The 12,953-nt window shown below is 59.7% G+C and carries 10 protein-coding genes; 7 read left to right on the forward strand and 3 right to left on the reverse strand.

Annotation, left to right across the window (positions count from 1 at the left end; genetic code table 11):
- Positions 1-993, forward strand: a complete 993-nt coding sequence (locus AC07VO_RS06260; RefSeq protein ID WP_192351135.1) for a response regulator — start codon at positions 1-3, stop codon at positions 991-993.
- Positions 994-1,034: 41 nt separating this feature from the next.
- Positions 1,035-1,400 (forward strand): response regulator transcription factor, encoded by a 366-nt coding sequence (locus AC07VO_RS06265; RefSeq protein ID WP_192351308.1) that lies wholly within the window; start codon positions 1,035-1,037, stop codon positions 1,398-1,400.
- A 4-nt stretch (positions 1,401-1,404) separates the two neighbouring features.
- On the opposite strand, the gene AC07VO_RS06270 is transcribed toward AC07VO_RS06265, so the two are convergent.
- Complete coding sequence (locus AC07VO_RS06270) at positions 1,405-2,337, reverse strand: helix-turn-helix transcriptional regulator (RefSeq protein WP_026286543.1); 933 nt, start codon at positions 2,335-2,337, stop codon at positions 1,405-1,407.
- A 584-nt stretch (positions 2,338-2,921) separates the two neighbouring features.
- Here AC07VO_RS06270 and AC07VO_RS06275 point away from each other — a divergent pair.
- The 4 genes from AC07VO_RS06275 (at position 2,922) to AC07VO_RS06290 (ending at position 6,854) form a co-directional block, all read left to right on the forward strand.
- Positions 2,922-4,271: an MFS transporter gene (locus AC07VO_RS06275; protein ID WP_019649133.1), complete on the forward strand. Its 1,350-nt coding sequence runs from the start codon at positions 2,922-2,924 to the stop codon at positions 4,269-4,271.
- Positions 4,272-4,369: 98 nt separating this feature from the next.
- Positions 4,370-5,062 carry a fumarylacetoacetate hydrolase family protein gene (locus tag AC07VO_RS06280; protein ID WP_018927745.1) on the forward strand — a complete coding sequence of 231 codons (693 nt, stop codon included), beginning with the start codon at positions 4,370-4,372 and terminating at the stop codon, positions 5,060-5,062.
- 43 nt (positions 5,063-5,105) lie between these two features.
- The gene (locus AC07VO_RS06285; protein ID WP_192351133.1) at positions 5,106-5,864 is read left to right on the forward strand and encodes an SDR family oxidoreductase; all 759 of its coding nucleotides are present in this window, start codon (positions 5,106-5,108) and stop codon (positions 5,862-5,864) included.
- A 33-nt stretch (positions 5,865-5,897) separates the two neighbouring features.
- Entirely contained in the window at positions 5,898-6,854 is a 957-nt protein-coding gene (locus AC07VO_RS06290; RefSeq protein WP_192351131.1) for a 2-hydroxyacid dehydrogenase, read from the forward strand.
- A gap of 98 nt (positions 6,855-6,952) precedes the next feature.
- On the opposite strand, the gene AC07VO_RS06295 is transcribed toward AC07VO_RS06290, so the two are convergent.
- Positions 6,953-10,102, reverse strand: a complete 3,150-nt coding sequence (locus AC07VO_RS06295) for an efflux RND transporter permease subunit (protein WP_192351129.1) — start codon at positions 10,100-10,102, stop codon at positions 6,953-6,955.
- Positions 10,099-11,208, reverse strand: coding sequence for an efflux RND transporter periplasmic adaptor subunit (locus AC07VO_RS06300; protein WP_019649138.1), 1,110 nt, complete (start codon positions 11,206-11,208; stop codon positions 10,099-10,101). Before AC07VO_RS06300 ends, AC07VO_RS06295 begins: the two co-directional genes overlap by 4 nt.
- A 219-nt stretch (positions 11,209-11,427) precedes the next feature.
- Between AC07VO_RS06300 and AC07VO_RS06305 the strand changes: the two genes are divergently transcribed.
- Positions 11,428-12,888, forward strand: coding sequence for an efflux transporter outer membrane subunit (locus AC07VO_RS06305; protein ID WP_192351127.1), 1,461 nt, complete (start codon positions 11,428-11,430; stop codon positions 12,886-12,888).
- Positions 12,889-12,953: the final 65 nt, after the last annotated feature.

Genomic DNA, 12,953 nt, shown 5'->3' on the forward strand with positions numbered 1-12,953 from the left:
ATGATCCGACTCGGCCAAGCCACTATTTCCCTGGAGCGGCGCGAAGCCTTTCTTGATGGACGGCCGCTGCGTGTCGGGGGCCGGGCGTTCGAAATCCTCTCGGTGCTGATGCACGCCGATGGCCGGATTGTCAGCAAAGATGAATTGATCACACAGGTCTGGCCCGACACCGTCGTCGAGGAAAACAATCTGCAGGTGCAGATTTCCTCGCTGCGCAAGCTGCTCGGGGAAAAAGAACTTATCCAGACGGTCCCGCGCCGAGGTTACCGATTATTGAAAAAACGTGAACCGCCCCTGCCCCTGTTCCATCCGGTGGCACCGGGCCCTTTGGCGACCGAGGATCAGAAGACGATCGATCCTGACAGCGTGCCGGTGTTCATCGTCGACGATGAAGCGAGCGTGCGTACAGCACTCAGCCGACTGCTGCGGGCCGAAGGCATCGCGCACCGGATATTCGCCTCGGCCGAAGAATTGCTCAACGCTGACCTCGACACCGGCCCCGCTTGCCTGTTGCTTGACGTCAGTCTGCCCGAAACGACAGGCCTGGAACTTCAATCGGCGCTCGGACAGCGCGGGCATCCGTGGCCGGTCATTTTCATGACCGGTTTCGGCACCATCTCGATGTCGGTGCAGGCCATGAAAGCAGGTGCGGTCGAATTCCTGACCAAACCATTCAACGACGACCAGTTGTTGGACACCCTGCGCGCCACCCGTCAGCGTGCAGCGACGGCGTTCGAGCAATGGCAACGCATACAAAGCGCCCGTCAAAGGGCTGCCCTGTTGACCCCCCGTGAGCGCGAAGTGCTGCCGCTGATCGTCGCGGGTCTGTCCAACAAGCACATCGCCAACCAGCTGGGCACCAGTGAAGTCACCGCCAAGGTCCATCGCAAACACATCATGGAGAAAATGCAGACACGCTCGCTGGTCAATCTGGTCAAGCTGTATGGCTTGATCAGCACGGAGCCAGCGTTTGGCATGCAGGGTTCTTCATGACTACGGAGACTGGCTGCGCCCCCGAATCATCCCGTAGCGCCATGATCATCGTCTGCATCGTGGACGACGATGCGTCCGTACGCAAAAGCCTGGCCAATCTGCTCCGGTCGGCCGGATATCGTTCTCGGCTGTTCGCCTCGGGCGAGGAATTCCTGGCCCTCGAAAACTTCGATGACGTTGCCTGCCTGCTGTTGGATCTGAAAATGAACGGCCTGTCAGGGCTGGACGTCATGCGTGCGCTGACGCTCAAGGGCCGAAAGTTTCCAGTGATTTGCATGTCGGCACACTGGGATGAAGCCACACTGGCCGAATCCAGCCGCTATGAGCCCATCGAATGCTTGCGTAAACCCTTCAACGGCGATGCCTTGCTAAGCGCCGTCGAGTTTGCGCTGCAACGTGAGCAATGAACAATCACGTGTTGGACGGTGATTGCGGCGTATCAGGATTGAGTTGCTGACGCCTGAATTGCCCTGGAGGCTGGCCGTGGATCTGGCGGAAGCGTCGCGAAAAATAAGCCTCGTCAGCGAAACCGCACAACCTCGCCACCTCCCCCACCGGTCGTGTCCCATTGAGCAAATAATTGCGTGCCGCGTGCATCCTGCGCTCGAGCACCAGCTCAGTGAAGGTCTTGCCGATTTCCTTGCGCAACCAGTGCGTCAGGTACGTCGGTGACAGGTAAGTCGCAGCAGCCACCTTGATCAGGTTGAGGTCGGGATCGGCAATGTTCTTGCGCAAGTATTCGGACATCCTGCTCAGCGCATCGCGTCGGCTGACTTCGGCGGCATTCTCCTCGGCCAACCGCTTGAGCGGCTCGGCATACAAGGCACAAACGCTCCCCACCAGTTGCAGCAACAATCCCTTGAGCATCTCGCGAGTGCCGAACTGACGGTTTTCATCGAGCACGCGCATCTGTTCGATCAGGGCACAGACTTTGCTGAAATCTTCATCGGACAGAATGAAATCCAGATGCTCCTGAAAGCGGAACGGCGACAACTCGGGTGCCAGCAGAATCGAGACCTCCTCCAGGTCCATCGGGTCGCACTGCAAATGCGGCAACAGGAAGGTCTGGGAAAAGTTGATCACCATGAAATTGCTGTCGGCCGGATGCGGAATCACGTGCACGCGATGCGGCAGGATGAAGGCCAGCGTGTTGCGCGGAAACGGCCGCTCGACGTTGCCGATGTGCTGCACGGTATCGCCACCGAGGTTGACCTGGATCTGGAAATACTCATGGCGATGCGGGCTGGTTTCGGCGCGCCGGCCCTTTTTGTCGCGGATGTAAAAGTCCGTCAATTCGCTGCGTTGCTGCATGACGTAAGTGGGTACTCGACTCGGTGACGACATCGCCTGAGGATCCTCGACAGGTACATGGACAGGTTGTCGTCGCGCCGCGACGCAGGCGGCGACCGCAGTGATTGTGAAGGCAGACACCGCTGGCTTCAACATGTCATAGGATGACAACGAAACACAGAGAATTAATTGTATCCGTGTGTGATGTGTCGCCTGTCCAAAAAAATACGAGCACACAAAAATATTTAATCCTTTAAAAACATAAACTTATTAAGTAAATAACGCATAACGAAGGAAATGAGCCGATTTGATTTCTCTTGGACACCTGCATGAATCACCTTTTACAGGAGAAAAAACGATCTAACGCCTCCGTTGATTTTGAGAGGTTGTACGACCACTGTAACAACCAATGCAGCCCGACCCTTCCAAAAACAATCAAAAGGTGCGCTCGTGATGAACCTGCTTTTTTCCCTCGCCAACCCTCCCCCGACCGAGCCAGTCCGAAGGCGTATCTGAGCGCCTGACAGTAGCTGTCCGCGCCCTCATTCAAGTAGCGATCGCCCTGCCCCGGCACTGGGGGCATCGGCTTCGGCTGCGCGCGAACATCTCGATTCTCCTAACAATAAAAAGGTCTACTCATGTCGAATTCGCAAACCTCCCCGTCCACCGCGCCGTCGGTGAGCGCCGGCGCCCGGGACGCCCTGTTGCCTCAGCGACTACCGACGCGTCGACGCTGGTTCATGCTGTCATTGCTGCTGATTGCGACCATCATCAACTACATCGACCGCGTAAATATCTCGATTGCCGCACCGTTCATGGCCAAGGACCTGGGCCTGGACAAGATCGAAATGGGCCTGATTTTTTCCGCGTTTGCCTGGACCTATGCACTCGCCCTGGTCCCCGCCGGGTTCATCGCCGATCGCTTCGGTTCCCGGTTCACCTACGGGGTGTCGCTGATCAGTTGGTCGACGGTCACCGTGTGCCAAGGCTTTGCCACAGGATTCGCTTCGCTGTTCGGGCTGCGCCTGGCTGTCGGTGCCATGGAGGCTCCAGCGTTTCCGGCCAACAGCCGTGCGGTGACGGTATGGTTCCCGGCCCGTGAACGGGGCCTGGCCAGCAGCATTTACGTGTGCGGCCAGTATCTGGGCACGGCATTGTTTACCGGCATGCTGTTATGGCTGGCCACGACCTATGACTGGCGCCATGTTTTCTACAGCACCGGGATACTCGGCATTGTGTTTGGTGTGATCTGGCTCTACGTGTACCGCGATCCGCTGAGCTGCAAGAACGTCAGCCAGGAAGAACTGAAGTACATCGAAGCCGGCGGTGGACTGGTCAAGAGCAGTCAGGAGCGCACCCGGTTCAACTGGCGGCAGATCGCCGAGCTGTTCAGCTATCGGCAGATCTGGGCGATTTGCATCGGCAAGTTCGCCAGCACCTCGGCGTTGTACTTCTTCCTGACCTGGTTCCCGACGTACCTGATCGAAGAACGCAAGCTGACCATGATCAAGGCCGGGGTCTTCGCCGTGCTGCCGTTCGTAGGTGCAACGGTCGGCATTCTGCTGGCCGGCATCGTCTCCGACTTGCTGATCCGTCGTGGTTACTCAATGTCCTTCGCTCGCAAGTTGCCATTGGTGGTCGGCTCGATGCTGGGGATGTCGATCGTGCTGGTGAATTTCACCGACTCGAACGTGATCTGCATTGCCGTGCTGACCATGGCCTTCTTCGCCCAGGGAATCGCCTCCTCGTCGTGGGCGGCGGTGTCGGAAGTCGCGCCGAAGGAGTTGATCGGATTGACCGGCGGGGTCACCAGCCTGGCCGCCAACATCGGCGGGATCGTCACCCCGATCGTGATTGGCGGCATCGTCCACGCGACAGGCTCGTTTGCCTATGCCTTCTGGTTCATTGGCGGCGTGGCGCTGATGGGGACCTTGTCCTATTCGTTGCTGCTCGGTCGCTTGTATCGCATCGAACTCAAGGCGCGCTGAGCCAAGAAACCGTTTTTCTCCAACACGAGGCGGCTTTCGTCCAACTTTGCAAAAGATTGCCGCCGTACGCTGACGCTTCAAACAGGACGACAACAAAAATGACGATGACCGAGTACGTGTTTACCCCGGACCTGCCCGTGACCTTGCCAGTCGTGGGCAGCCAGCAACGCTTTCCCGTTGGCCGAGTATTTTGCGTCGGCCGCAACTACCCTTGGCCAGACACCCAAGGCCAGTCCCGCCAGCCGCCGGTGTTCTTCATGAAACCGGCGAGCAACGTGGTGGATGCGACGGGCGAAGTGACTTTCCCGCCATTGACCGAAGAGTTTGTCCACGAAATCGAATTGGTCGTGGCCATCGGCGAAGGCGGCGCCAATATTCCGGAGAGTCAGGCGCTGGCCTATGTCTGGGGCTATGCCGTCGGCCTTGACCTGACCCGTCGTGATGTCCAGCGCGCGGCCAAAAGCAATGGTTTGCCGTGGGAAGGCGCCAAGGTGTTCGACGGCTCCGCGCCGATGACCGCCATCGTGCCGGTGACTCGCGCCGGACACCCGGACGGCGAATTGTGGCTGAACGTCAACGGCGAAGAGCGCCAACGCGACAGCCTCGACAGCCAGATCTGGTCGGTCAGTGAAATCATCAGCCGCATCTCGCAATCGGTAGCGCTCCGGGCCGGTGACTTGATCATGACCGGCAGCCCGGCGGGCGTCGATGCGCTGCAACCGGGCGACATCATCAATGCCGGGATCGACGGCATCGGCCAACTGGAAATGCGCGTCGGTCAGCGACCTTGAACCCGACGTACGCTCTCGTGAATTGAAAAAAGGAGATAACAACATGTCCAGTCCTTTGAAAGTGGCCCTGGTCACCGGCGCCGGCAGCGGAATCGGCCGCGCCGTGGCGCTGGCTCTGATGGCAGACGGATTCACCCTGGTGTTGGCCGGTCGCCGAGCGGAGCCTTTGCAGGCCTTGGTCGAATTGGCGCTCAGCGAAGGACACGAAGCGTTGGCGGTGCCCACTGATGTGCGCGACCCGATCAGTGTCGATGCGCTGTTTGCCACCATCACCGAGGTATACGGACGCCTCGACGTGGTGTTCAACAACGCCGGGGTCAACGCCCCTGCTGTGCCGCTCGATGAGCTGACGTTCGAGCAGTGGCGAAACGTGATCGACACCAACCTCAACGGCGTTTTCCTCTGCGCCCGTGGTGCCTTCGCACTGATGCGCCGGCAACAGCCACAGGGCGGACGCATCATCAATAACGGCTCGATCTCGGCGCATACCCCACGCCCCTTCAGCAGCGCCTACACCGCCAGCAAACATGCGGTGCTGGGGCTGACCAAATCCCTGGCCCTGGACGGGCGTGAATTCAACATCGCCTGCAGCCAGATCGACATTGGCAACGCCCTGACCGAAATGTCGGTGCGCATGACCAAAGGCGTGCGCCAGGCCAACGGCACCATCGCCGTGGAGCCGATGGTGGACGTCAAACATGTGGCCGATGCCGTGCGTTACATCGCCGGCCTGCCGCTGGAGGCGAACGTCCTGAACATGACCGTCATGGCCACTGCCATGCCGTTTGCCGGTCGCGGTTGAACCGGTCTTTTTATTCCGCTACACGAGGTTTACATGAAGCCAGAAGTCTTGCAGCTCAGCCCGATCCTGATCCCTGAAATCAACGCGCGGCTCGATGAGCTGTTTACCGTCAGACGTTACTTCCAGCAGGCCGACAAGCAGACTTATTTGCAGGAACACGGCGCGAACATTCGCGGGGTGATCACCGGCGGGCATACCGGGATCAGCCAGGCGCTGATGGCGCAACTACCGAAACTGGAAGTGGTGGCGGTCAACGGCGTGGGTACCGATGCGGTGGATCTGGCTTACGCCCGGGATCGCGGAATCCGCGTAACGGCAACCATCGGAGCGCTGACCGAAGACGTCGCCGACCTGGCCATCGGCTTGTTGATTGCCGTGTGCCGGGGTCTGTGCACCAGTGATCGTTATGTGCGTTCGTGCCAATGGCCCCATAGCCCGACGCCGTTGGCTCCGTTGCCGTTGGCACGTCAGGTATCGGGCATGCGCATCGGCATCGTCGGCATGGGCCGGGTCGGCCGTGCCGTGGCGACCCGGGCCGCGGCGTTCGGCTGCCCGATCAGTTACACCGATCTGCAGCCGATGAGCGATGTGAACCACACGTTCATCGCCGATCTGAAGCAGCTGGCCAGCAACAGTGATGCACTGATTCTCGCGGCCGCTGCCGACAAGGCTGAAGCCATCATCAATGCCGAGGTGCTGCAGGCGCTGGGCAAGGACGGGTATCTGATCAACGTGGCGCGCGGCAAGCTGGTCAACGAGGTCGATCTGGTGACGGCACTGGCCGCTGGAGAGATAGCGGGTGCGGCGCTGGATGTGTTTGTCGATGAACCGAACGTGCCCGAAGCACTGTTTGGTAACGAGAACGTGGTGCTGCAGCCCCATCGCGCGAGTGCGACGCTGCAGACTCGCACGCGAATGGGAGAGATGGTGGTGGCGAGCCTGGTGGACAGTTTCGCCGGGAGAATACCGCAGGGGTCTGTGACTGACTGAACGTTGGCCGCCGAGGAGACGTTGCGTCCCCTCGGCGGTTCGGTGTCAGGTAAACAGCCACGTCGACGCCCACTAAAGCAGCACGCTATGGCCTACGGCTAAAGCTCTGTGGTTTGGTGAACGTCGAGAGGACGAGGTGGCGTCCTATCCACCAGGCTTGCTTGCTTATTGGCGGGTTCAGTTTTCCCCGCATGGTCGGGACGGATCTTGAACCAGATGGAGTACATCGCTGGCAGGAACACCAGCGTCATGATGGTTCCGACGAACGTGCCTCCGATCAACGTGTAGGCCAGCGTCCCCCAGAAGACGGAGTGTGTCAGGGGAATGAATGCCAGGATTGCCGCCAGCGCTGTCAGCAGTACCGGGCGGGCACGTTGGACCGTGGCTTCGACCACCGCGTGAAACGGATCCAGCCCTTCTTGCGCGTTGTGATGGATTTGCCCAATCAGAATCAGCGTATTGCGCATCAAAATGCCTGAAAGGGCGATTAGACCTACCAGAGCGTTGATACCAAACGGCTGCTGGAAGATAAGCAGTGTCGGCACCACACCAATCAACCCCAGTGGCGAGGTGAGGAACACCATGACCATCGCCGAGATCGAACGTACCTGCAGAATAATGATCAGCAGCGTCATGGCAATCATGATCGGGAACAGCGGCAACATCGCTTTACCGGCTTTGCCCGACTCCTCGATTGCACCTGCCTGCTCGATCCGGTACCCGTCAGGCAGCTTGTCGATGACCGGCTGCAGCTCCTTCATGATCACGCTCGAGACGTCCGGTGGCTGCAGGCCTTCGGCAATGTCACCGCGCACGGTAATGGTCGGCGTGCGGTCACGACGTCGGAGGATCGGATCCTCCATACGAACATCGACCTCTCCCACCTGAGACAGCGGAATCCGCTGACCCGCCGTGCCCACCAGCGTAAAGCCTTCTATCCTGGCGGGATCGAGCCTGATATCACCCGCTGCGCGACCGACCACCTGCACCGAGCGAATGTCCTCACGAACTGCGGTGATCGGTACTCCGGTCAACAGGAATTGCAGTTGCTGCGCGACTGAGTTTGACGTCAACCCCACCGCCTCCAAGCGATCCTGATCCAGAGCGAAATGCAGCGTCGGCGTCAGTGGCCCCCAGTCAGTGTTGACGGTTCTCATCATCGGGCTCGACTGCATCACGTCCAGCACCTGGCTCGCGATCTCGCGCAATTTTGACGGATCAGGCCCCATCACCCGATAGGCAACAGGGAACGGCGAATATGGACCAAACACAAGCTGAGTCACCCTGACACGCGCTTCTGGGGCAAGTCCCTCAGCAGCGGCTTCGCGGAGACGGAACTTGAGGGCCTCGCGCTCCTCCTGGCTGTCCGTCAGCACCACAATCTTCGCGAACGATGGATCAGGGAGTTCCGGCGCCATCGCCAGATAGAAACGCGGCGCGCCTTGCCCGATATAAGCGGTGACGATTTTTGCCTCACCCTGCTTTTGCAGCCAGGCCTCTATCTTGGCGGTGGTGGCGCTGGTCTGCTCAATGGAGGTTCCATAAGGCATTTGCACTTCAATCAATACCTCTGGACGGTCCGAGGTAGGGAAGAACTGTTTCTTGACCAGGCTCATGCCGAGAATCGCCACGCCAAACATTGCGATAACAGTACCGGCTACCAGCCATTTTCGAGCGATGACACGCGTCAACACCTGGCGGAAGCGGTTGTAATTTCGGGTGTTGTAGATGGCCGCATGACCACCCTCCACCTTCTTGATGTTCGGCAACATCTTCACACCCAGGTACGGGGTAAAAGCTACCGCAACCACCCAGGAGGCAATCAGGGCAATGCCCACGATCCAGAACATGTTGCTGGTGTACTCGCCGGCTGTCGACTGCGCGAAACCGTTGGGCATAAAGCCGATAGCCGTCACCAGCGTACCGGAAAGCATCGGCGCGGCTGTATGACTCCAGGCGTACGCGGAAGCTTTGATGCGGTCGTAGCCCTCTTCCATTTTCACCACCATCATTTCGATAGCAATGATGGCGTCGTCCACCAACAGTCCGAGCGCCAGAATCAACGAGCCAAGGGTGATACGGTCAAAGTTCTTTCCAGTGGCCGCCATCACCACAAACACCACCGCCAACGTCAACGGCACAGCCGCAGCGACCACAACGCCTACACGCCAGCCCATGCTGAGAAAGCAGACAAGCATCACCACAAGCAGCGCGACGAAAAACTTGACCATGAACTCGCCGACGGCCGAACTGATATTTACAGATTGATCGGTGACCTTGGAGAGCGTCATGCCCAACGGCATGCCTTGATTGATCTTGACCGTCTCCGCGTCCAACGCCTTGCCCAGGTCAAGACCGTTCCAACCCTCACGCATCACGATCCCCAGCAACAAGGCCTCTTCACCGTTATTACGCACGAGAAAGGTTGCCGGATCTTCATAACCACGTTCGATCGTCGCCACGTCCGAGAGCTTCAGCGTCCGCCCCTGAACCGCAATGGGTGTGTCACGAATCTTCTGCACCTTATCGAAGGCGCCATCCAGCCGAAGAAAGACCTGCGGCCCGTCGCTTTCGATCGAGCCGGCAGGCGTGAGCACGTTCTGATTATTCAGCGCGGCAAAGATGTCCTGAGGCGATACGCCCAAGGTAGCCAGCCGATCATGGGAAAAGGAAACAAAGATGCGCTCGGGTTGCTCCCCAATGATGTTGACCTTCTTCACGCCCGGCACATGCAACAGTTGTTGGCGCAACGACTCTGCATCACGCACCAACAGTCGCTGCGGTTCGCCTTTGGCTTTCAGGGCGAACAGTGCAAATGTCACGTCCGAAAACTCGTCGTTGACCATTGGCCCGATGACACCCGCCGGCAGCTTCCTGGCCTCATCGTCGAGCTTTTTACGCGCCTGATAGAACTCCTCCTGCACTTGCGAGGGCGGCGTGCTATCGCGCAGTGACACCATGGTGAAGGCGAGGCCAGGACGGGTGTAGGTTTCCGTGCGGTCGTACCATTTCAGTTCTTGCAGGCGCTTTTCAAGTGGCTCTGCTACCTGATCCTGCATCTCCTGCGCCGTGGCGCCCGGCCACGCGGTAATGACCGTCAACTGCTTGACCGTAAACGGAGGATCTTCCGCACGCCCCAGCTGGAAGAACGACAGGATGCCCGCAACGGCGATCAGGAAGATCAGAAACACCGTGATGGAGCGCTCGCGAACGGCGATCGCAGAGAGATTGAAGCGCCCCTCGCTCATGGATGACTCCCTGCGACCTTGACGCCATCCGGTTGAGCCAGCCTCACCTCCTCACCATCGCGCAGCAGATGCGCGCCTAACGCTACAATCTGCTCGCCGACCTTGAGATCGCCTGCGACTCGCGCTGCGTCGTCGCTCAAGCCCAAGACTTGAACAGGTCGCCAGGCCACCTTCGCAGGTGTACCGGCAATGACCCATACGCCAGTGCCTTGGCCTGGGTCATAAACGGCGGCGATCGGCACTTGCAGCCCCTGCCCTTGCGTGGTGCTTTCAGCGATCCGAAGCGTGACGGTCGAACCTAGCGGTGCATTGGCCAGCGCGCCCTCAAGCACATACCGCGCCTCGAAGGTGCGTGTCATTCGGTCGGCCGAGTCAGAAAGCAACCTCAGCTTCGCTGTAACAGCACCCGTTGTATTGCCATAAAGCGTCGCCTGCGCGGTGGATCCTGCTGCGGGGCGTAGCGTCTCGGGCAGATGCACGATGGCTTCACGTTGCCCCGCCCGCGCCAGTCGAACCACGGGCTGTCCCGGGCTGACGACTTGTCCGGGCTCGGCGAGCGTCTCCACCACTACGCCGTCGGAATCCGCAAACAGCACCGCATAACCAGAAGCATTGCGGGCTACATCAGCCTGCGCTTCAGCGGCGCTGAGCTGCGCCTTTGCGGTATCCGCTGCGGCTTTGATCTGGTCGTAAGCCGATGCGGAAATAGCGCCTGCGGCGACCAGGTCGCGATATCGCGCCTCGTCATCTGCAGTCTGCTTGGCTCGGGCCCGAGCGGCGATGACCGACTCTTGCTGTGCTCGCGCCTGCAACCCCAGGTCGATTGGGTCGAGACGCATGAGTGGCTGACCGCGCTTAACGGTCTGACCGGTGTCAACCAGACGCTCAAGCACCTTGCCTGATACCCGGAAGCCCAGGTCGCCCTGGACGCGGGCAGCCACGACGCCCGTGAAAGAACGTGAGACGTCGGACGAACCCTGAACCGCAGAGGACCTCACCAGAGGGGCATGCGTGCGTGGATCTTCAACGGTGGATGAGTCGCCACACGCCGTCAGGACGAGAGGCAACAAGCAAGCGGCAATGGGGACAGGTCGAAGCCGGCGCATAGGTTCCCTTACTGAAAAAATAGGACAGGCGCCTCATTCTCAGTCTAGTGACCATATCTGTCAATGGTCACGAATCATGAAGTACCGAACCCCATGATCTCAGCACTAGTATTGCCGAATACTGCTGGCCAACCTCGAGCTCAGCCCAAAGAGCGTCGATTGACAGATAGTGACCATAACGTAATATAGTCACAAACATCCTCAATTGAAGGTACCTCAATGCCTCCCCTCCGCCCCATTGCTCTCTTGGTGAGTGCCAGCTTGATGACAGGTTGCGCGGTCGGTCCGGACTATCACCGTCCGGACGCCCCACTGTCGGACCATTACTTGGGGCAGTCTTCTGTCGAACAGAGGCCTGGGGCGACGCCGGCCAGTCTTGTCGCCTGGTGGGAAGGCTTTGGTGATCCGCTGTTAGCCGACTTCGTCTCCAAGGCACTTGAGCAGAACCTGGACCTGGCGCAGGCGTCGGCGCGAGTCACGCAGGCGCGGGCAGGACTGGGCGCTGCAAATGCCGCTTTACTGCCCTCGGGGAACATCAGCGGACAGGCCGCGCGCTCCTACCAGTCAATCGAGACTCCGCTCGGTCAGGTGTTGAACTCAACGCCTGGCTATGACCGGTACGGAAGTTCCTACGAGGCCAACCTCGATGCCAGCTGGGAGGTAGATGTCTTTGGCGGATTGCGCCGCGGACGCGAGGCTGCTCTGGCCGAGTACCAGGCTTCCCAGGCGGGCGTCGCTGCCACACGATTGGCCGTCGCTGCACAGACCGCCGATATCTACATCACTATCCGCGGACTGCAGACCCGGCTGGACATTGCGAACCGACAAGTCAAAACACAGCAGGAGCTACTAGAGAAAGTCCAATTGCTCTACAGCAAAGGGCTCGCCGCCAACTATCAGGTTCGCCAGGCCGAAGGGGCGCTATCGCAGGTCCAGGCGACAGTGCCGGTCCTGCAGACCGGTCTGGATGCTGCCATGAATGCGCTGGATGTCATGCTCGGCACGCCGCCAGGCACTCACCGCACACAACTGGCAAGCGCGGGGAGCATTCCTGTAGCGCCGCAGTTAAAGACGATGGGAACGCCGGCCGATTTGCTGCGCCGCAGGCCAGACCTCATTGTGGCTGAGCGCCGTCTTGCGGCTTCAAACGCACGCATCGGGGAGGCGATTGCTGAGTACTACCCGAAATTCTCCCTCAGCGCATTGCTGGGTAGTGCTACGGCTGTATCCGCAGGCAATCTTTTCACCAGCGGCGCCAGCCAGTCAGCGGGCGTACTGGGCCTGCACTGGAGACTCTTCGACTTCGGTCGCATAAACGCCCAAATCGACCAAGCCAAGGGACAGGAAGCCGAAACCCTGGCCGCTTACCGTCAGTCCGTGCTGCGCGCCACCGAGGATGTGGAGAACGCGCTCTCCTCACTGGTGAATCGGGAAGCTCAAGCAACCACCCTCACCGGGGGAGAGGCGTCTCTGACACAGGCTCGCCAATCGTCGTTCATTGCCTATGAGAAAGGCACGGCCAGCCTGATCGACGTCCTGCACGCCGACGAGACGATGCTGCAGGCTTCCGATGCCCGGGCACAAGCACGAACGGAATCAGCACGGGCGGCGGTCGCGGCATTCAAGGCGCTCGGTGGTGGCTGGCAGCCTCCTGAAGCCCAGCCTGTTGCGACACGATGATTTAACCAGGTGATGTAGCACTTGATGCACGCACCTCCCCCCTCTTTCAGCTACTACCCAATCCG

This window comes from Pseudomonas sp. GW821-FHT03E01 (genome assembly GCF_059420765.1).

Bases quoted from the DNA above. Each gene is read 5' to 3' on its own strand.
- AC07VO_RS06280 (WP_018927745.1), top strand. From the start codon at position 4,370: ATGACGATGACCGAGTACGTGTTTACCCCGGACCTGCCCGTGACCTTG.
- AC07VO_RS06285 (WP_192351133.1), top strand. From the start codon at position 5,106: ATGTCCAGTCCTTTGAAAGTGGCCCTGGTCACCGGCGCCGGCAGCGGA.
- AC07VO_RS06260 (WP_192351135.1), top strand. From the start codon at position 1: ATGATCCGACTCGGCCAAGCCACTATTTCCCTGGAGCGGCGCGAAGCC.
- AC07VO_RS06305 (WP_192351127.1), top strand. From the start codon at position 11,428: ATGCCTCCCCTCCGCCCCATTGCTCTCTTGGTGAGTGCCAGCTTGATG.
- AC07VO_RS06290 (WP_192351131.1), top strand. From the start codon at position 5,898: ATGAAGCCAGAAGTCTTGCAGCTCAGCCCGATCCTGATCCCTGAAATC.
- AC07VO_RS06265 (WP_192351308.1), top strand. From the start codon at position 1,035: ATGATCATCGTCTGCATCGTGGACGACGATGCGTCCGTACGCAAAAGC.
- AC07VO_RS06275 (WP_019649133.1), top strand. From the start codon at position 2,922: ATGTCGAATTCGCAAACCTCCCCGTCCACCGCGCCGTCGGTGAGCGCC.
- AC07VO_RS06270 (WP_026286543.1), bottom strand. From the start codon at position 2,337: ATGTCGTCACCGAGTCGAGTACCCACTTACGTCATGCAGCAACGCAGC.
- AC07VO_RS06300 (WP_019649138.1), bottom strand. From the start codon at position 11,208: ATGCGCCGGCTTCGACCTGTCCCCATTGCCGCTTGCTTGTTGCCTCTC.
- AC07VO_RS06295 (WP_192351129.1), bottom strand. From the start codon at position 10,102: ATGAGCGAGGGGCGCTTCAATCTCTCTGCGATCGCCGTTCGCGAGCGC.